The sequence below is a fragment of the Cupriavidus nantongensis genome (assembly GCF_001598055.1).
Classification (GTDB): domain Bacteria; phylum Pseudomonadota; class Gammaproteobacteria; order Burkholderiales; family Burkholderiaceae; genus Cupriavidus; species Cupriavidus nantongensis.
Genome location: NZ_CP014844.1, coordinates 2,996,825 through 3,013,937, shown reverse-complemented (window position 1 = coordinate 3,013,937; position 17,113 = coordinate 2,996,825). Strand labels below are relative to the sequence as shown.

Genomic DNA, 17,113 nt, shown 5'->3' with positions numbered 1-17,113 from the left:
CTGACGCCGCGATTCGGAAGGACCTGCCCGCGGGCAACGGCAGCGCCGCGGGCAAGCGCGGCACCATCGCCATGGTGGCCGGCGAGGCCTCGGGCGACCTGCTGGCTTCGCTGATGATGGGCGGGCTGCAGGCCCGCCTGGCCGAGACCGGCGAGTCGGTCGACTACGCCGGCATCGGCGGCAAGCGCATGATGGCGCAGGGCTTCACCTCGCGCTGGCCGATGGAAACGCTGTCGGTCAACGGCTATGTCGAGGTGCTGGGCTCGCTGCGCGAGATCCTTGCCACGCGGCGCGCGGTGCGCGAATGGCTGCTGGCCGAGCCGCCGCTGTGCTTTATCGGGGTCGATGCCCCGGACTTCAATTTCGGCCTGGAAGTGCCGCTGCGCCGCGCCGGCATCCCGGTGGTGCATTTCGTCAGCCCGTCGATCTGGGCCTGGCGCGGCGGACGCATCCGCACCATCGCGCGCGCGGTCGACCACATCCTGTGCCTGTTCCCGTTCGAGCCCGAGATCTACGCCAGGGCCGGCATCCCGGCTACCTACGTCGGCCATCCGCTCGCCGACGTGATCCCGATGGTGCCCGACGTGGCCGGTGCGCGCGCGGCGCTGAAGCTGCCGCCCGGGCACCGCGTGGTGGCGGTGCTGCCGGGCAGCCGCCAGTCCGAGGTGCGCAACCTCGGCGCAACTTTTTTTGCGGCGATGGCTCGCATGCAGCGCATGGACCCGAAGCTGGCGTTCGTGCTGCCGGCGGCGAGCGCGCCGCTGCGCGCCATCGTCGAAGACCTGCACCACCAGCATCCGGAACTGTGCCTCACCATTGTCGATGGCAAGTCGCACCAGGCCATGGAAGCCGCCGACGTGGTGCTGCTGGCGAGCGGCACCGCCACGCTCGAGGCGGCGCTGTACAAGAAGCCGATGGTGATCTCGTACAAGGTGCCCTGGCTGACCGCGCAGATCATGAAGCGCCAGGGTTATCTGCCATACGTGGGATTGCCTAATATCCTTTCAGGGCGCTTTGTCGTGCCCGAGCTGCTGCAGGATGACGCCACGCCCGAGGCGCTGGCGCGCGAGACCCTGCTGCAGCTCAACGACGAGGGCAATACCGCCTTCCTGTACGAGCATTTCACCCGCATGCACGAGACCCTCAAGTGCAACACCGCGCAACTGGCCGCCGATGTCGTGGTCGACCTGATGCGCAGCCGGGGGACCGTCTGATGGCACGCCGCAATGCTGCCACGCCTCAGCTGGGGCTGGACCTGGCGCCGGATGCCCGCGCCATCCAGTACCTGTGCGGCGTCGACGAGGCGGGCCGCGGTCCGCTGGCGGGGCCGGTCTATGCCGCCGCGGTGGTGCTCGACCCGAAACGCCCGATCCGCGGCCTGGCCGACTCCAAGATCCTGACCGCCGCCAAGCGCGAGGCGCTGTACGAGAAGATCTGCGAACGCGCGCTGGGCTGGCATATCGCCTTCGCCACGGTCGAGGAAATCGATACCATCAACATCCTGCACGCCAGCATGCTGGCGATGCAGCGTGCCGTGCAAGGCCTGGCCGCCAGCGGCGTGGTGCCGGACCTGGTGCAGGTCGACGGCAACCGCTGCCCGCAGGTGGCGTACCCGGTCGAAGCCATCGTCAAGGGCGATGCGCTGGTCAAGGCGATCTCGGCGGCGTCGATCCTGGCCAAGGTGGCGCGCGACCGCGCCCTGATGGAACTGCACGCGGCCTATCCGCAGTACGGCTTCGATTCGCACGTCGGCTACGGCACGCCGCAGCATATGGCGGCGCTGGCCGAATTCGGCGCGACCCCGCACCACCGCCGCTCGTTCGCGCCCGTGCGCGAGGCGCTGGCGCAACGGCCGCTGTTTACCGCCCTGGGCACGGCAGTGCCGGTCATCGGAGATATTGCCGTGATGGAGGCCGATGCCGACGCCTTTGCCGGTGCCGCGACCCAGGCCGCCACCCAGCCCGGCACCTTCCTGCCACCCGAAGCATCGTGAAGCACGTCACCTCGCGCGACAACGCGCTGTTCAAGCACCTGAAGGCGCTTGCCGGATCCACGCACCAGCGCCGCAAGGCCGGCCAGTCGCTGCTCGACGGCGTGCACCTGGCGCAGGCCTACGTGGCCGCGCGCGGCCAGCCCGTGACCTGCCTGGTGTCGGAGCGCCACTACGACCACGCCGAAGTGGCGCCGCTGCTGGCCCAGGTGGACAGCGAGCGCGTGGTGGTGCTGGCCGACGCGCTGTTCACGCAGATCAGCGGCGTGGTCAACGGCATCGACCTGATGCTGGTGATCGAGACCCCGGCGGGCCACCTGCCGGCGCGCATCGAGCAGGACTGCATCATCCTGGACGGGGTGCAGGACGCGGGCAATGTTGGCTCGATCCTGCGCAGCGCGGCCGCGGCGGGCATCCGCGACGCCTTCCTCGCCACCGGCTGCGCCTTCGCGTGGTCGGTCAAGACCCTGCGCGCCGGCATGGGCGCGAACTTCCACCTGAATATCGTCGAGCATTGCACGCTCGAGTCCCTGGCGCCGCGGCTGGCGATCCCGCTGCTGGCGACCTCGTCGCATGCCGAGGCCGCGGTGTTCGATACCGACCTGCGCGGACCGGTGGCGTGGGTGGTGGGCAACGAAGGGGCAGGGGTCAGCGAGGGATGGATGGCGCATGTGACGCGCAAGGTCGGCATTCCGCAACCGGGCGGGATGGAATCGCTGAACGTCGCCGCGGCGACGGCGATCTGCCTGTTCGAAGCGGTGCGCCAGCGGCGCGGCCAATAAGAAAAGCGGCCCGGGCGGCCGCTTTCTTTTTCCTGCTTCAGTAGTTGTCGCGATCGACCTTGATCTCCTGCAGGATCGTGGTTGCGATCTCCTCGATCGACTTGTGCGTCGACGACAGCCACTTGATGCCTTCGCGGCGCATCATCGCCTCGGCTTCGTTGACCTCGTAGCGGCAGTTTTCCAGCGCGGCGTATTTGCTGCCGGGGCGGCGCTCGTTGCGGATCTCGGTCAGGCGCTGCGGGTCGATCGACAGGCCGAAGATCTTCGGCTTGAATGCATACAGCGCCGACGGCAGCTTGCCGCGCTCGAAGTCGTCGGGAATCAACGGATAGTTGGCCGCCTTGAGCCCGTACTGCATTGCCAGGTAGAGGCTGGTCGGGGTCTTGCCGCTGCGCGACACGCCCACCAGGATCACATCGGCTTCTTCCAGGTTCTTGTGTGACTGGCCGTCATCATGCGCCAGCGAGAAGTTGATTGCCTCGATCCGGTTCTTGTAGGCCTCGGTGTCCGCATTCTGGTGGAAGCGGCCGATGGCGTGGGTGGACTTCAGGCCCAGTTCCTTTTCGAGCGGCTCGATAAAGGTCTGGAACATGTCCAGGATCATCGCCTTGGCGCGGCGCAGTGCCTTGTTCGCTTCCTGGTTGACCAGCGTGGTGAAGACGATCGGTGGCACGCCTTCGTTGTGGAACGCCTCGTTGATCTTGCCGACGGCAATATGTGCCTTTTCCGGGGTGTCGACGAAGGGCATGCGCACCTTGCGGAAGCGCATCTCGAACTGGGCCAGGATGGAGTGGCTGAAGGTCTCGGCGGTGATGCCGGTGCCATCCGAGACGATAAACACGGTGCGCACCGCGGGGCGCTCGGCCGCCTGGGACGCCGGCGCCGCAGGGGTTTCGGGTTGCGTTCCAGGCTGGGACCCGGGTGTCGCCGTTCCGGGCGCTTCTGGCTGGGACATGGGGAGGGTGGAATAAATAGATTGAATCTTCCGCAGAAAAGTGCGGCGCAGCACGGTAGAATAGCGGCGATCTTTTCGCTAAGCAATTCCATAGGGTGGCCGGCTCCGTAACATGTCCGCGCCACAAACCGCGCTACAAACCGCGCCCGGAATTGTCGACAATGCGCGCTACGCGATGAGAGCCGTAGCGCCAGGTCCGCAGCGCCAGTTCGGGGTTGCTTAGCCAAGCGATCCGCCCGGGAACAGAACATCCACAACATGCCGGGCATGCGCAACCAGTTTTCTACTTTGTTTTGAGGCTCTCATGACTAACCAGGCAGATAACGGCGCCTATGTGCTGCCGTTCGAGCAGTTGCGCATGGCTGACGTGGAAATCGTCGGCGGCAAGAATTCGTCGCTGGGCGAGATGATCTCCCAGCTGGCGGAAGCCGGCGTCCGGGTTCCGGGCGGCTTTGCCACCACCGCGCTCGCCTTCCGCGACTTCCTTGCCCACAACAACCTGACCGAGCGCATCTCGCAGCGCCTGAAGACCCTGAACGTCGACGACGTCAAGGCGCTGGCCGAGGCCGGCGCCGAGATCCGCGACTGGGTCGCGACCGCGCCGTTCCAGCCGCGCCTGGAACAGGAAATCCGCGAGTTCTATGCCCGCGTGGCCGAGGGCGAAGGTGCCGAGGCCTCGTTCGCGGTGCGTTCGTCGGCCACCGCCGAAGACCTGCCCGACGCCTCGTTCGCCGGCCAGCAGGAGTCCTACCTGAACGTCAGCGGCATCGACGACGTGCTCGACAAGATCAAGCACGTGTTTGCCTCGCTGTACAACGACCGCGCCATCTCCTACCGCGTGCACAAGGGCTTTGCCCATGACGTGGTGGCGTTGTCCGCCGGCATCCAGCGCATGGTGCGCTCGGACCTGGCCGCTTCCGGCGTGATGTTCACCATCGACACCGAATCGGGCTTCCCCGACGTGGTCTTCATCACCTCCAGCTACGGCCTGGGCGAAACCGTGGTGCAGGGCGCGGTCAACCCGGACGAGTTCTACGTCTTCAAGCCGACGCTGCAGGCCGGCAAATACCCGATCATCCGCCGCTCGATCGGCTCCAAGCTGATCAAGATGGAGTTCACCAAGCCGGGCGAAGCCGGCCGCGTGAAGACCGTCGACGTGCCCGCCGAACTGCGCAACCGCTACTCGATCACCGACGAGGACGTGAGCGAGCTGGCGCGCTACGCGATGATCATCGAGAAGCACTATGGCCGCCCGATGGACATCGAGTGGGGCAAGGACGGCAAGGACGGCAAGATCTACATCCTGCAGGCTCGCCCGGAAACCGTGAAGAGCCAGTCGGCCGGCAAGGCCGAGCAGCGCTTCAAGCTCAAGGGCACGGCCCCGGTGCTGACCAGCGGCCGCGCCATCGGCCAGAAGATCGGCACCGGCCCGGTGCGCGTGATCAACGATCCGTCCGAGATGGAACGCGTGCAGCCCGGCGACGTGCTGGTGGCCGACATGACCGACCCCAACTGGGAACCGGTGATGAAGCGTGCCTCGGCCATCGTCACCAACCGTGGCGGCCGTACCTGCCACGCCGCCATCATCGCGCGTGAACTGGGCGTGCCGGCGGTGGTCGGCTGCGGCGATGCCACCGACGTGCTCAAGGACGGCACGCTGGTGACGGTGTCGTGCGCCGAGGGCGACGAAGGCCGCATCTACGACGGCCTGCTGGAAACCGAAGTGACCGAGGTCCAGCGCGGCGAGATGCCGGAAATCGACGTCAAGCTGATGATGAATGTCGGCAACCCGCAGCTGGCGTTCGACTTCGCGCAGATCCCGAACAACGGCGTCGGCCTGGCCCGCCTGGAATTCATCATCAACAACAATATCGGCGTCCACCCGAAGGCCATCCTCGACTACCCGCAAGTCGACGCCGACCTGAAGAAGGCCGTCGAAAGCGTGGCCCGCGGCCATGCCAGCCCGCGCGCGTTCTATGTCGACAAGCTGGCCGAGGGCATCGCCACCATCGGCGCGGCCTTCTACCCGAAGCCCGTGATCGTGCGCCTGTCGGACTTCAAGTCCAACGAGTACAAGAAGCTGATCGGCGGCTCGCGCTACGAGCCGGATGAAGAAAACCCGATGCTGGGCTTCCGCGGCGCCTCGCGCTACATCGCCGAAGACTTCGCCGAAGCCTTCGAGATGGAATGCAAGGCCATGAAGCGCGTGCGCGACGAAATGGGCCTGACCAACGTCGAGATCATGGTGCCGTTCGTGCGCACGCTGGGCCAGGCCGAGAAGGTGATCGAGCTGCTGGCCAGGCATGGCCTGAAGCGCGGCGAGAACGGCCTGCGCATCATCATGATGTGCGAAGTGCCGTCCAACGCCATCCTGGCCGAAGAGTTCCTGCAATTCTTCGACGGCTTCTCGATCGGCTCGAACGACCTGACCCAGCTGACGCTGGGCCTGGACCGCGACTCGGGCATGGAGCTGCTGGCCAAGGACTTCGACGAGCGCGACCCGGCGGTGTGCTTCATGCTGTCGCGCGCGATCTCGGCGTGCATCCGCCTGGACAAGTACGTCGGCATCTGCGGCCAGGGTCCTTCGGACCATCCGGACTTTGCCGCCTGGCTGGCCAAGGAAGGCATCAAGTCGATCTCGCTGAACCCGGACTCGGTGGTCGAGACCTGGCAAAAGCTGGCTTCCTGAGGCATTTGACGTCACAATAACGATTGCCGGCGCCCTCGGGCAGCCGGCGTAGGCACCGGCCCTGCGTCAGGTGTTGCAAAGCCCCGCAGACGCTGTATGGCGCTGCGGGGTTTTTTACTTTTTCGGGAAATCCGTGGTCGAACGGGAGCTTGGATGGCGTACTACATCTGGTTCGTGGCGGCGGTGCTGCTGGTGATCGTCGAGCTGAACACCGGCACCTTCTATCTGCTGATGGTGGCGGTGGGCTTGGCCGCCGCCGGGGTGGCGGCCTTGCTGGGCGCCTCGCCCGCGGCGCAGACCCTGACCGGGGCGCTGGTCGCGGCGGTGCTGATCGCCGGGCTGCGCCGCACCCGCTTCGGCAAGCTGCGGCGCGGCAATGCCGCGGCCGATCCCAACGTCAACCTCGATATCGGCCAGGAGCTCGACGTGCCGGCGTGGGACGCCAACCGGCGCGCGCGCGTGCCGTACCGCGGCGCCGACTGGACCGTCGAGCTGTCGCCCGATTGTCCCCCCGATCGCGCGCTGGCGCCGGGGCGCTACCGCATCGTCGCGGTGCGTGGCAGCACGCTGGTGGTGTCGCCGCGCTGAAGCCCGGTCTTCCGAATCTTTGAGCATCGCGGCCGCGGCCGCGGTGTGTTCCGCCTGCCGCCTACCGGCGGCGCCGTACCGATGTGTTCTGCCTGGAGGGTCGTTACATGCTTGCTTTTCAGCTCGGTTTGCTGCCGCTGATCATCCTTATCGCCGTTATTGTGCTGATTGCCAAGGGCATCAAGATCGTGCCGCAGCAGCACGCCTGGGTGCTGGAGCGCCTGGGCCGCTATCACGCGACCCTGACGCCGGGGCTGTCGATCGTGGTGCCGTTCGTCGACCGCGTCGCCTACAAGCACGTGCTCAAGGAAATCCCGCTGGACGTGCCCAGCCAGGTCTGCATCACCAAGGACAACACGCAGCTGCAGGTCGACGGCGTGCTGTACTTCCAGGTCACCGACCCGATGAAGGCGTCCTACGGCTCGAGCAATTTTGTGGTCGCGATCACGCAGCTGTCGCAGACCACGCTGCGCTCGGTGATCGGCAAGCTGGAACTGGACAAGACCTTCGAGGAACGCGAGTTCATCAACCACAGCGTGGTCAACGCGCTGGACGAGGCCGCCTCCAACTGGGGCGTGAAGGTGCTGCGCTACGAGATCAAGGACCTGACTCCGCCCAAGGAGATCCTGCATGCGATGCAGGCGCAGATCACCGCCGAGCGCGAGAAGCGCGCGCTGATCGCCGCCTCCGAAGGCAAGCGCCAGGAGCAGATCAACCTCGCCACCGGCGCGCGCGAGGCGGCGATCCAGAAGTCGGAGGGCGAGCGCCAGGCGGCGATCAACAAGGCGCAGGGCGAGGCCAGCGCGATCCTGGCGGTGGCCGAGGCCAATGCGCAGGCAATCCAGAAGATCGGCAATGCAATCCGCACCGAAGGCGGCATGGACGCGGTCAACCTGAAGGTGGCCGAGGAATACGTGGCCGCGTTCGGCAACCTGGCCAAGCAGGGCAATACGCTGATCGTGCCGGGCAATATGGGCGACATGAGCAGCATGATCGCCACGGCGCTGCAGATCGTGAAGGGCCAGCAGAAGGCCGCTTGAAGTAGGGCTGAATGAAGGGCGGCTGAACGAAGGGCGCGCGGCGCGGCGGTTCAGTCCTTGTTGTCGCCCTTCATGATGCGTGCCTTCTCGCGCTGCCAGTCGCGCTGCTTTTCGGTCTCGCGCTTGTCGAACTGCTTCTTGCCCTTGGCCAGGCCGATCTCGCATTTGACGCGGCCGCGCGTGTAATGCAGGTTCAGCGGCACCAGCGTGTAGCCGCGCTGCTCGACCTTGCCGATCAGCTTCTTGATTTCGTCGGCCTTGAGCAGCAGCTTGCGCGTGCGCACCGGATCGGGCTTGACGTGGGTGGAGGCGCTCTGCAGCGGGCTGATATGGGCGCCGATCAGGAACATCTCGGCGTCGCGCACGACCACGTAGCCTTCCTTGATCTGCACCCGCCCGGCGCGGATCGCCTTGACCTCCCAGCCTTCCAGCACGATCCCGGCCTCGTATCGTTCCTCGATGAAATAGTCGAAGAAGGCCTTCTTGTTATCTGCAATGGTCATGCGTGCGGGGTAGGGTGCGGTAGGTGGATTCTGGCCGGTTCGCTGCAGCGCCGCATGGCGGGATGCCGCGGGGCGCGCGGGTCGGCTAAAATCGGGATTCTAGCAAACCAGCCCCCGGCACAGGCGCATGCCTGCCGCGCCGTGCGCGCGGCAGGGCCGCAAGCCAGATTTCCCCTTACATGGCAGACGTCCATAAATCCGTCCTGCTCGGTTACTCCGCCGCGCAGATGTATGACCTGGTCACCCGCGTGGAGGACTATCCCAAGTTCCTGCCATGGTGCGGCGGCGTGGAGGTGTTCGAGCAGACCGAGACCACGCTCGACGCCAAGATCCATATCCACTTCAAGGGCATCCAGCAGTTCTTCCATACGCGCAATACCCAGGAACGCCCGACGCGTATCGACATGACCTTTGCCGACGGGCCGTTCAAGACCTTCAACGGGTCATGGCGCTTTACGCCGCTGCGCGAAGACGCCTGCAAGATCGAGTTCCACCTGCACTACGAGTTTTCCAGCCTGCTGCTGGAGAAGCTGATTGGGCCTGTCTTCAGCATGATCGCCAATACCTTTGTCGATGCCTTCGTCAAGCGCGCCGAGGTGGTGTATGGCACCAGCTGAACGCAGCGCCGGCACGGTGCATGTCGCGGTCTGCTACGCGCGTCCGGATGCCGTGTTCCTGAGGGACATCGACGTGCCGGCGGGCACCACGATTGCCGCCGCGATCGTCGGCTCGGGCCTGCAGCAGGCTTGCCCGGAGGTCGATCCGGCAACCATGCGCGTGGGCATCTTCGGCAAGCTCAAGACCCCGGAGACGGTGGTGCGCGACGGCGATCGCATCGAGGTGTACCGGCCGCTGACGGCGGATCCGAAGCAGGCGCGCCGCAAGCGGGTCCAGAAGCAGCGCGCCAGCGGCACGCGCGAGGGCCAGAAATGGTTGCGCGGCAACAGCTGAACTGCGCATTGCCGCCAACGCAAACGGGGCCCGGGCGGCCCCGTTTTGCATGGCTTCAGTTGCAGTGCTTTTCCAGGTTGGCGCTGGTCTTGAGAATTTCCGCCTGGCGCTGTTCGCTGTTCAGGTGCTGCAGCGACCCATCCGGCCCGGCGACCGCGGCGCGCATGCCCTGCTGCAGTCCGGTGGCGTAGTTGCGCAGCTGCGCGCAGCGCACGGCGCGCTCGGCCGCCTCGGTTTCCCTGCGGGCTTCTTCGGCGGCGGCTTTCAGGCTGGCTTCGCGGCGCTTCTGGAACGCTTCTTCGGGCGTCGGTGCGGTGGGCTTGGCCGATGCCTTGGCCGGAGCCGGCGCGGGTGTGGCGGCGTCGGCAGGCTGGGTTGCCTGCACCGGCTGGAACTCGCCGGCATGGCGCCCCGGGGCGCGCAAGATCCTGGTCGCGGCCGTGGACGGCGGCACGTCGCTGTAGACCATGTGGCCGTTGGCGTCGCGCCACTGCCAGTAGGCAAGGGCCGCCGGCGCAGGCAACACCAGAACGGCGGCAAGGGCAGCGGCAAGCAGGCACGGCGCGGACGATCGTTGCATGGCGGGACGTCTCAAAGTGGCTCTGGAAGCACGGGCCGCCGGCTGGCATGCATGGCGATTGCCGCGGCAGGACACCGCGGCGATAGCGCGGGCGCCCCGCCTGCAAGGCAGTGCGTAGCGCCGGTCTGACCCTGGTAAATGCCTGGTATTTTTATGCGGCGCGTGTGACCCCCGCGCCATGGTTCGCTAGTCTACGCAGACTTGTCCGTGGCGTGCAAGCGCACCGACCAGGCCACGCCGATCATCAGCAACACGATCGCGGCGATTTCCAGCGGCCGCGGCCAGCGCTGGTCGAAGACAAAGCCATAGGCCAGCGCAAACAGCGTCTCGAACACGATCATCTGGCCCGACAGCGTCAGCGGCAGGCGCCGGCTGGCGATATTCCACAGGTTGTTGCCGATCAGCGAAGCGCCCAGCGCCACCGCGGCGTTGACCATCCAGAACCACTGCCAGTCGCGGCCGCTGTCGGCGGCGCCCAGGGTGTCGCCGGCGATGATCCAGCCGACCAGCGCCAGCACCGCGGACACCGCGCCGGTCGACAGCCCGTACAGCGCCGACCATTCATTGCCGCTGTAATGCGGGTTGCGCTGCAGGTAGCGCGCGTTGTCGACCGCGTAGAGCGTCCAGCAGACCAGCGCGCCGGCGGCGCAGCCGACCCCGGCCAGCTTCTGCCACACCGGCCGCGCCACCGCGCCGGCCGCCGCCGCATGCGCACTGTGGCCGCCGCCGAACAGGTCGATGTTGATGCAGGCAATGCCCGCGGCCACCACCAGCAGCGGCCACAGCAGCCGCGCCAGCGGCACCGCGCCGTGGTCGCGCCGGCCCATGATGGTGACCGAGATCGGCAGGATGCCGATAATCAGCGAGGTCGGGCCGACCCCGGCCAGCTGCACGCCGAAGGCCAGCAGCACGTAGTAGAGCAGGTTGCCGGTAAACGCCTGGCGCAGCAGCGCCACGCAGTCGGCGCGGGTCAGCTTGCGCGCAATGCGCCGCAGCAGCGGCAGCGCGGCCACGCACGCCACCAGCCCGTAGGCCAGGTAGCGGCCGATGGCCAGTTCCCACGGCGAAAACGCGGGCAGCAGCTTGGGGGCGATGAACACCATGCCCCAGAACGCGCCAGCCAGCAGCCCGCACAATACGCCGATTCCCATACTTCGCCGTGCCCGAATAAAAAGACATCGAGCATAGCAGACGGCACCCCGGAAAGGCCGATGGCGGGCATCAGCAAATCGCGCATTCCTGTATAATTCGGTTTTGCGCCTAGAGGAATTGCTATGCGTCTTGTCCAGAAAGCACTCACATTCGATGACGTGCTGCTCGTCCCGGCCTATTCGGCCGTCCTTCCCCGGGATGTTTCCCTCCGCACCCGCCTGACCCGCTCCATCGAACTGAACATCCCGCTGGTGTCCGCGGCGATGGACACCGTGACGGAAGCGCGCCTGGCGATTTCCATGGCGCAGGCCGGCGGCATCGGCATCATCCACAAGAACCTGAAGCCCGCCGACCAGGCCCGCGAAGTCGCGCGCGTCAAGCGCTACGAGTCGGGCGTGCTGCGTGATCCGATCACCATTTCGCCGGACATGAAGATCCGCGATGTGATCGCGCTGTCGCAGCAGCATGGCATTTCCGGGTTCCCGGTGGTCGAGGGCAAGGCCGTGGTCGGCATCATCACCAACCGCGACCTGCGCTTCGAGGAAGAGCTCGACGCCCCGGTGCGCGCCAAGATGACCCCGCGCGACAAGCTGGTGACCGTGGCCGAGGGCGCACCGCTGGAAGAAGCCAAGCGGCTGATGAACCGCCACCGCCTCGAGCGCGTGGTGGTGGTGAACCAAGCCTTCGAGTTGCGCGGCCTGATCACGGTGAAGGACATCCAGAAGGCGGTGGACAACCCGCTCGCCAGCAAGGACGACCATGGCCAGCTGCGCGTCGGCGCCGCGGTCGGCGTGGGCCCGGACAACGACGAGCGCGTCGAGCTGCTGGTCAAGGCCGGCGTCGACGTGATTGTGGTGGATACGGCGCACGGCCACAGCCAGGGCGTGCTGGACCGCGTGCGCTGGGTCAAGCAGAACTTCCCGCAGGTGCAGGTGGTCGGCGGCAATATCGCCACCGGCGACGCCGCGCGCGCGCTGGTCGAGCATGGCGCCGACGGCGTCAAGGTCGGCATCGGCCCGGGCTCGATCTGCACCACGCGTATCGTGGCCGGCGTCGGCGTGCCGCAGATCACCGCCGTCTCCAACGTGGCCGAAGCGCTCAAGGGCACCGGCGTGCCGCTGATCGCCGACGGCGGCGTGCGCTACTCGGGCGATGTGGCCAAGGCCCTCGCGGCCGGCGCGCATACCGTGATGATGGGCGGCATGTTCTCGGGCACCGAGGAAGCGCCGGGCGAAACCTTCCTGTTCCAGGGCCGCTCGTTCAAGAGCTACCGCGGCATGGGTTCGGTGGGCGCGATGAAGGACGGCGCGGCCGACCGCTACTTCCAGGAAGACAACACCGCCAATGTCGACAAGCTGGTGCCGGAAGGCATCGAAGGGCGCGTGCCGTACAAGGGCTCGGTGATGGCCATCATCCACCAGCTGACCGGCGGTGTGCGGGCCTCGATGGGCTATTGCGGCAGCAAGTCGATTGCCGACTGGCACGACAGCGCGCAGTTCGTCCAGATCACGGCAGCCGGCATGCGTGAATCGCACGTGCACGACGTGCAGATCACCAAGGAAGCGCCGAACTACCATATCGACTGATGCCCCGCGGCCGCGCACCGTCCCTGCAGGCGGTGCGCGGCCGCCGGCATCCGGGCGAGGGCGCGCCGGCGCGTGCCCGCGTCCGACCCGCCATCCCATCCGAACCTGGCCGCGCGCCATGCAGGCGTTGTCCTGATGCCCGCCGCACCGCCGGCCGGGGCCAAGACGAGGAGCGCCAATGAAGGTGTTGCTGCGAGCCGTGCTGTTTTTCGATGCCCTGGTGGACCTGCTGCTGGGCATCCTGCTGCTGATGTCCCCGTTCACCACGCTGTACGCGGCGCTGCAGCTGCCGCAGCCGCAGCCTGCGCTGTTCGGGCAGCTGCTGGGCGTGGCGCTGGTGGGGCTGTCGGTGCTGCTGTGGCAGGCCGCCTTCAACGGCCAGCTGACAGTGCCGGTGGCGCGCACCGCAGGCTATGTGAACCTGGCCAGCGCGATACTGATCATCGGCTGGATGGTGTTCCTGGAGCTGCCGCTGGAAGGCGCCGGCAAGATCTGGCTGCCGACCATGGCGGTGGTGCTGCTGTTCTTTGCCGTGGTGCAGATCCCGGCGGCCAAGCGCGTGCGCGTGCGCGAGCAGCAACGGAAGATGGAACGCGCGCTGCAGGAACAGGAAAGCAGGAAGGAACCCGGCGTTGCCCCCGCGGCGCGCCCCACGAATACCCCAGAATACCGGCGCGAGCCGGTCATCACGCCGCCGCCGGGCTATGGCCCCGGCACGGAAGTCGTGACCGAGCCCATCCCGGAAGACACGCCATCGGCCCATCATGCACGACAAAATCCTCATTCTTGATTTCGGCTCGCAGGTCACGCAGCTGATCGCCCGCCGCGTCCGCGAGGCGCACGTCTATTGCGAAATCCACCCGAACGACGTCAGCGACGCGTTCGTGCGCGAATTCGCCCCCAAGGCGATCATCCTGTCCGGCAGCCACGCCAGCACCTACGAAGACCACCAGCTGCGCGCGCCGCAGGCAGTGTGGGACCTGGGCGTGCCGGTGCTGGGCATCTGCTACGGCATGCAGACCATGGCGGTCCAGCTGGGCGGCAAGGTCGAGTGGAGCGACCATCGCGAATTCGGCTACGCCGAGATGCGCGCCCACGGCCATACCGAGCTGCTCAAGGACATCGAGGACTTCCGCACGCCGGAAGGCCACGGCATGCTCAAGGTGTGGATGAGCCATGGCGACAAGGTCACCGGCCTGCCGCCCGGCTTCAAGCTGATGGCATCCACGCCGAGCTGCCCGATCGCCGGCATGGCCGACGAAACGCGCCACTACTACGCCGTGCAGTTCCACCCCGAGGTCACGCACACGGTCAAGGGCCGCCAGATGCTGGAGCGCTTCGTGCTGCAGATCGCCGGCTGCAAGCCTGACTGGGTCATGCGCGACCATATCGAGGAAGCGGTCGCCAAGATCCGCGAGCAGGTCGGCGATGAGGAAGTCATCCTGGGCCTGTCCGGCGGCGTCGATTCGTCGGTGGCCGCGGCGCTGATCCATCGCGCCATCGGCGACCAGCTGACCTGCGTGTTCGTCGACCACGGCCTGCTGCGCCAGGACGAAGGCAAGCTGGTGATGGAGATGTTCGTCGGCCGCCTGCATGCCAAGGTCGTCCATGTCGACGCCTCCGAGCAGTTCCTCGGCCACCTCGCCGGCGTCACCGATCCCGAGCAGAAGCGCAAGATCATCGGCCGCGAGTTCGTCGAGGTGTTCCAGGCCGAGGCGCGCAAGCTGACCAACGCCAAGTGGCTGGCGCAGGGCACCATCTACCCGGACGTGGTGGAGTCGGGCGGCACCAAGACCAAGAAGGCCACCACCATCAAGAGCCACCACAATGTCGGCGGCCTGCCCGAGACGCTGGGCCTGAAGCTGCTCGAGCCGCTGCGCGACCTGTTCAAGGACGAAGTGCGCGAGCTGGGCGTGGAGCTGGGCCTGCCGCCCGAAATGGTCTACCGCCACCCGTTCCCGGGCCCGGGCCTGGGCGTGCGCATCCTGGGCGAAGTCAAGCGCGACTACGCCGACCTGCTGCGCCGCGCCGATGCCATCTTCATCGAAGAACTGCGCAAGACCATCGCCACCGAACACGATGCCGCCGCCGGCCTGTGCGAGCCCGATCAGGTCGGCAAGAGCTGGTACGACCTGACCAGCCAGGCCTTCGCCGTGTTCCTGCCGGTCAAGTCCGTCGGCGTGATGGGCGACGGCCGCACCTACGACTACGTCGTCGCACTGCGCGCCGTGCAGACCACCGACTTCATGACCGCGCACTGGGCGCATTTGCCGTATGCGCTGCTGGGCCGCTGCTCGAACCGGATCATTAATGAAGTTCGGGGTTTGAACCGGGTCGTGTATGACGTGTCGGGGAAGCCGCCGGCGACGATTGAGTGGGAATGATCCCGGGTCCGGCATGAGCCGGCACTAAATAACACGAAAGCACCGCAAAGCCCGCGAAAATGCGGGCTTTTTTCATATTGCGCTGCGGAGCGATGGCAACAACATGGTCGACCTGCTCGGCAGCGTGACATCCTTGCGGCCTTCCAGAACAGGTTGCTCAACGAAATCACCGCTGATGACCTGCGTGCCTTGTGCAACAAGGTGAAGGCACTCGGTGCGCCTGCCACCGCGGTTCATGTCTGCGAGCACGTTTATGCCTTCGCCATCCTGCACGGCGAGAAGGTGGACAACCCGGCTGACGACGTGGGAGCCGCCTCGATTGCGACGTGCGTGCCGAAGGATCGCTTCGGCACGGTTCAAAGCTGCGAGGCGCGCATGCCGCCGTGCGGCAGGCAGCCGAGCAGCCTGTCGAAGGCCGGCGCGATGTCTTCCTCCGGCACGCAGGCATACCCCAGCAGCAGGCCTCGCTGCACGGCATCGCCGATGAAATAGCGCGACAGGGGCCGCACCACGATGCCACGCTCGCGGGCTGCAGCGGTGATGGCCACGTCGTCGGCATCGTCGGGCAGGCGCAGCACCAGGTGCAGGCCGGCATTGCTGCCGTGCTCGTGCAGCGCGTTGGGGCCGAGATAGCGCTCGATCAACGCGGCCAGAATGGCGCGCCGCCTGGCATACAGCGGCCGCATGCGGCGGATGTGGGCGGCATAGTCGCCCGCCTGCATGAATTCGGCGACGGTTGCCTGCGTCATCAGGTGGCCGGCCCGGTATAGCTCGGCGTGCGCGGTCTGGAAGGCGCCGGCCAGGCTGCGCGGCAGCACCAGGTAGCCCATGCGCAAGCCCGGGTAGAGAGTCTTGCTGAAGGTGCCGATATAGATCACCGGCGCATCCGGTTCCATGCCCTGCAACGACGGGATCGGCTGCCCGGAAAAACGGAACTCGCTGTCGTAGTCGTCCTCCACGATCCAGCTGCCGCGTTGGCGGGCGTATTCCAGCAGCGCGCGCCGGCGCTTCAGGCTCATCACGGCGCCAAGCGGGTACTGGTGCGAGGGCGTGACGAAGATGAAGCGCGGCGCGGGCATCTCCCTGCCTGCTTCGGTGTCGGGCAGCGTCAGGCCCTCATCGTCCACCAGCTTCGGCACCATGCCGATATCGCTGACCTGCAGCACGCCGCGGATGCCCCAATAGCTGGGTTCCTCCACCCACGCCTGGTCGCCGGGCGAGCCCAGCATCCTCACCACCAGGTCGATGGCCTGGTGAATGCCTTCGGTGATCAGCACCTGGTCCGGATCGCAGCGCACCGAGCGCGCCACCCGCAGATGCGCAGCCAGGGCTTCGCGCAGCGCCGGCAGCCCGCCGCCATGGCTGTAGCTCAGCCATTCCGGTTGCGGCTGGCGCCACAGGCGGGCCGAAATCTGGGCATAGCGGCGATGCGGGAAGCGCGTCACGTCGGGAACGCCCGGCATGAATGCGCCCCACTGCGTGGGCGAGGCCGAGGCGTTGGCCAGCAGCCGCTGCCCGCGCGGCGACAGCCCGGGCATGGCCTGCGGGCGGCCCCCGGTCGCCGGGACCGCGGCCGCGTTCAGGTAGCGCTCCGGCGCGGTGGCGGCAACGAAGGTGCCGCTGCCGGTGCGCGCGTACAGGTAGCCCTCGGCCAGCAGCTGGTCGTAGGCAAACATCACCGTATTGCGCGACAGCCCCAGTTCGGCGGCCAGGTCGCGCTGTGGCGGCAGGCGCGTGGCCGGCGCAAGGCTGCCGTCCTGGATCGCTCCGCGGATGCATTCGTAGAGGCCGCGGTTGAGCGGTTTGCCCAGTGCCGCCGTGCCTTCGGGGCCCAGGCGCTGGAGCAGCTGGTCGCCGCAGATCGATTTCAAATTGGCACCATCGGAATTGCGAAAGCGGTACTGGATTATAGG

The 17,113-nt window shown here is 66.9% G+C and carries 16 protein-coding genes and 1 pseudogene; 12 read left to right on the top strand and 5 right to left on the bottom strand.

Going from position 1 to position 17,113, the window contains the following annotated elements; translation table 11 throughout:
* Positions 1-71: 71 nt before the first annotated feature.
* From lpxB to A2G96_RS13885, 3 genes are read left to right on the top strand one after another with little or no spacing between them, the layout of a single operon-like run.
* A complete protein-coding gene (gene lpxB, locus A2G96_RS13895; protein ID WP_410170637.1) occupies positions 72-1,214 on the top strand; it encodes a lipid-A-disaccharide synthase in 1,143 nt (380 codons plus the stop codon).
* On the top strand, positions 1,214-1,993 hold the full coding sequence (rnhB, locus tag A2G96_RS13890; RefSeq protein ID WP_062800112.1) for a ribonuclease HII: 780 nt from the start codon (positions 1,214-1,216) through the stop codon (positions 1,991-1,993). Before lpxB ends, rnhB begins: the two co-directional genes overlap by 1 nt.
* Entirely contained in the window at positions 1,990-2,772 is a 783-nt protein-coding gene (locus A2G96_RS13885; protein WP_062800110.1) for a TrmH family RNA methyltransferase, read from the top strand. Before rnhB ends, A2G96_RS13885 begins: the two co-directional genes overlap by 4 nt.
* A 37-nt stretch (positions 2,773-2,809) precedes the next feature.
* Here the strand turns inward: A2G96_RS13885 and ppsR are convergent, their stop codons facing one another.
* Positions 2,810-3,613 (bottom strand): posphoenolpyruvate synthetase regulatory kinase/phosphorylase PpsR, encoded by an 804-nt coding sequence (gene ppsR, locus A2G96_RS13880; protein ID WP_172583147.1) that lies wholly within the window; start codon positions 3,611-3,613, stop codon positions 2,810-2,812.
* Positions 3,614-4,031: 418 nt separating this feature from the next.
* On the opposite strand from ppsR, the gene ppsA reads away from it, so the two are divergent.
* The 3 genes from ppsA to A2G96_RS13865 all read left to right on the top strand — a co-directional run bounded on the left by ppsA (position 4,032) and on the right by A2G96_RS13865 (position 8,044).
* Positions 4,032-6,416, top strand: coding sequence for a phosphoenolpyruvate synthase (ppsA, locus tag A2G96_RS13875; RefSeq protein WP_062800107.1), 2,385 nt, complete (start codon positions 4,032-4,034; stop codon positions 6,414-6,416).
* A 153-nt stretch (positions 6,417-6,569) separates the two neighbouring features.
* On the top strand, positions 6,570-7,004 hold the full coding sequence (locus tag A2G96_RS13870) for an NfeD family protein (protein WP_062800105.1): 435 nt from the start codon (positions 6,570-6,572) through the stop codon (positions 7,002-7,004).
* A 107-nt stretch (positions 7,005-7,111) separates the two neighbouring features.
* Positions 7,112-8,044: an SPFH domain-containing protein gene (locus A2G96_RS13865; RefSeq protein ID WP_018005678.1), complete on the top strand. Its 933-nt coding sequence runs from the start codon at positions 7,112-7,114 to the stop codon at positions 8,042-8,044.
* Positions 8,045-8,094: 50 nt separating this feature from the next.
* Here the strand turns inward: A2G96_RS13865 and smpB are convergent, their stop codons facing one another.
* Positions 8,095-8,547 carry an SsrA-binding protein SmpB gene (gene smpB / locus A2G96_RS13860; RefSeq protein WP_062800102.1) on the bottom strand — a complete coding sequence of 151 codons (453 nt, stop codon included), beginning with the start codon at positions 8,545-8,547 and terminating at the stop codon, positions 8,095-8,097.
* 179 nt (positions 8,548-8,726) lie between these two features.
* On the opposite strand from smpB, the gene A2G96_RS13855 reads away from it, so the two are divergent.
* Both A2G96_RS13855 and A2G96_RS13850 read left to right on the top strand, forming a co-directional pair.
* Positions 8,727-9,164 carry a type II toxin-antitoxin system RatA family toxin gene (locus A2G96_RS13855; protein ID WP_062800100.1) on the top strand — a complete coding sequence of 146 codons (438 nt, stop codon included), beginning with the start codon at positions 8,727-8,729 and terminating at the stop codon, positions 9,162-9,164.
* On the top strand, positions 9,151-9,498 hold the full coding sequence (locus tag A2G96_RS13850) for an RnfH family protein (RefSeq protein ID WP_062800098.1): 348 nt from the start codon (positions 9,151-9,153) through the stop codon (positions 9,496-9,498). Before A2G96_RS13855 ends, A2G96_RS13850 begins: the two co-directional genes overlap by 14 nt.
* A gap of 55 nt (positions 9,499-9,553) precedes the next feature.
* Here A2G96_RS13850 and A2G96_RS13845 read toward each other — a convergent pair whose 3' ends face one another.
* Positions 9,554-10,078, bottom strand: a complete 525-nt coding sequence (locus A2G96_RS13845) for a DUF4124 domain-containing protein (protein WP_062800096.1) — start codon at positions 10,076-10,078, stop codon at positions 9,554-9,556.
* A 191-nt stretch (positions 10,079-10,269) separates the two neighbouring features.
* Positions 10,270-11,229, bottom strand: a complete 960-nt coding sequence (locus tag A2G96_RS13840) for a DMT family transporter (protein ID WP_062800094.1) — start codon at positions 11,227-11,229, stop codon at positions 10,270-10,272.
* 123 nt (positions 11,230-11,352) lie between these two features.
* Between A2G96_RS13840 and guaB the strand changes: the two genes are divergently transcribed.
* The 4 genes and pseudogenes from guaB to A2G96_RS34140 all read left to right on the top strand — a co-directional run.
* Positions 11,353-12,816: an IMP dehydrogenase gene (guaB, locus tag A2G96_RS13835; protein WP_062800092.1), complete on the top strand. Its 1,464-nt coding sequence runs from the start codon at positions 11,353-11,355 to the stop codon at positions 12,814-12,816.
* Positions 12,817-12,994: 178 nt separating this feature from the next.
* On the top strand, positions 12,995-13,606 hold the full coding sequence (locus A2G96_RS13830; protein WP_062800090.1) for a hypothetical protein: 612 nt from the start codon (positions 12,995-12,997) through the stop codon (positions 13,604-13,606).
* On the top strand, positions 13,581-15,200 hold the full coding sequence (gene guaA, locus A2G96_RS13825) for a glutamine-hydrolyzing GMP synthase (protein ID WP_025584594.1): 1,620 nt from the start codon (positions 13,581-13,583) through the stop codon (positions 15,198-15,200). Before A2G96_RS13830 ends, guaA begins: the two co-directional genes overlap by 26 nt.
* A gap of 123 nt (positions 15,201-15,323) precedes the next feature.
* Positions 15,324-15,545: pseudogene (locus tag A2G96_RS34140) on the top strand (tyrosine-type recombinase/integrase); the annotation flags it as partial.
* 11 nt (positions 15,546-15,556) lie between these two features.
* Here the strand turns inward: A2G96_RS34140 and pdxR are convergent.
* The gene (gene pdxR / locus A2G96_RS13820; RefSeq protein WP_062800088.1) at positions 15,557-17,071 is read right to left on the bottom strand and encodes a MocR-like pyridoxine biosynthesis transcription factor PdxR; all 1,515 of its coding nucleotides are present in this window, start codon (positions 17,069-17,071) and stop codon (positions 15,557-15,559) included.
* Between the last annotated feature and the right edge of the window lie 42 nt (positions 17,072-17,113).

Bases quoted from the DNA above. Each gene is read 5' to 3' on its own strand.
- A2G96_RS13870 (WP_062800105.1), top strand. From the start codon at position 6,570: ATGGCGTACTACATCTGGTTCGTGGCGGCGGTGCTGCTGGTGATCGTC.
- A2G96_RS13830 (WP_062800090.1), top strand. From the start codon at position 12,995: ATGAAGGTGTTGCTGCGAGCCGTGCTGTTTTTCGATGCCCTGGTGGAC.
- lpxB (WP_410170637.1), top strand. From the start codon at position 72: ATGGTGGCCGGCGAGGCCTCGGGCGACCTGCTGGCTTCGCTGATGATG.
- A2G96_RS13865 (WP_018005678.1), top strand. From the start codon at position 7,112: ATGCTTGCTTTTCAGCTCGGTTTGCTGCCGCTGATCATCCTTATCGCC.
- rnhB (WP_062800112.1), top strand. From the start codon at position 1,214: ATGGCACGCCGCAATGCTGCCACGCCTCAGCTGGGGCTGGACCTGGCG.
- smpB (WP_062800102.1), bottom strand. From the start codon at position 8,547: ATGACCATTGCAGATAACAAGAAGGCCTTCTTCGACTATTTCATCGAG.
- A2G96_RS13855 (WP_062800100.1), top strand. From the start codon at position 8,727: ATGGCAGACGTCCATAAATCCGTCCTGCTCGGTTACTCCGCCGCGCAG.
- guaA (WP_025584594.1), top strand. From the start codon at position 13,581: ATGCACGACAAAATCCTCATTCTTGATTTCGGCTCGCAGGTCACGCAG.
- A2G96_RS13845 (WP_062800096.1), bottom strand. From the start codon at position 10,078: ATGCAACGATCGTCCGCGCCGTGCCTGCTTGCCGCTGCCCTTGCCGCC.
- A2G96_RS13840 (WP_062800094.1), bottom strand. From the start codon at position 11,229: ATGGGAATCGGCGTATTGTGCGGGCTGCTGGCTGGCGCGTTCTGGGGC.
- guaB (WP_062800092.1), top strand. From the start codon at position 11,353: ATGCGTCTTGTCCAGAAAGCACTCACATTCGATGACGTGCTGCTCGTC.
- A2G96_RS13850 (WP_062800098.1), top strand. From the start codon at position 9,151: ATGGCACCAGCTGAACGCAGCGCCGGCACGGTGCATGTCGCGGTCTGC.
- ppsA (WP_062800107.1), top strand. From the start codon at position 4,032: ATGACTAACCAGGCAGATAACGGCGCCTATGTGCTGCCGTTCGAGCAG.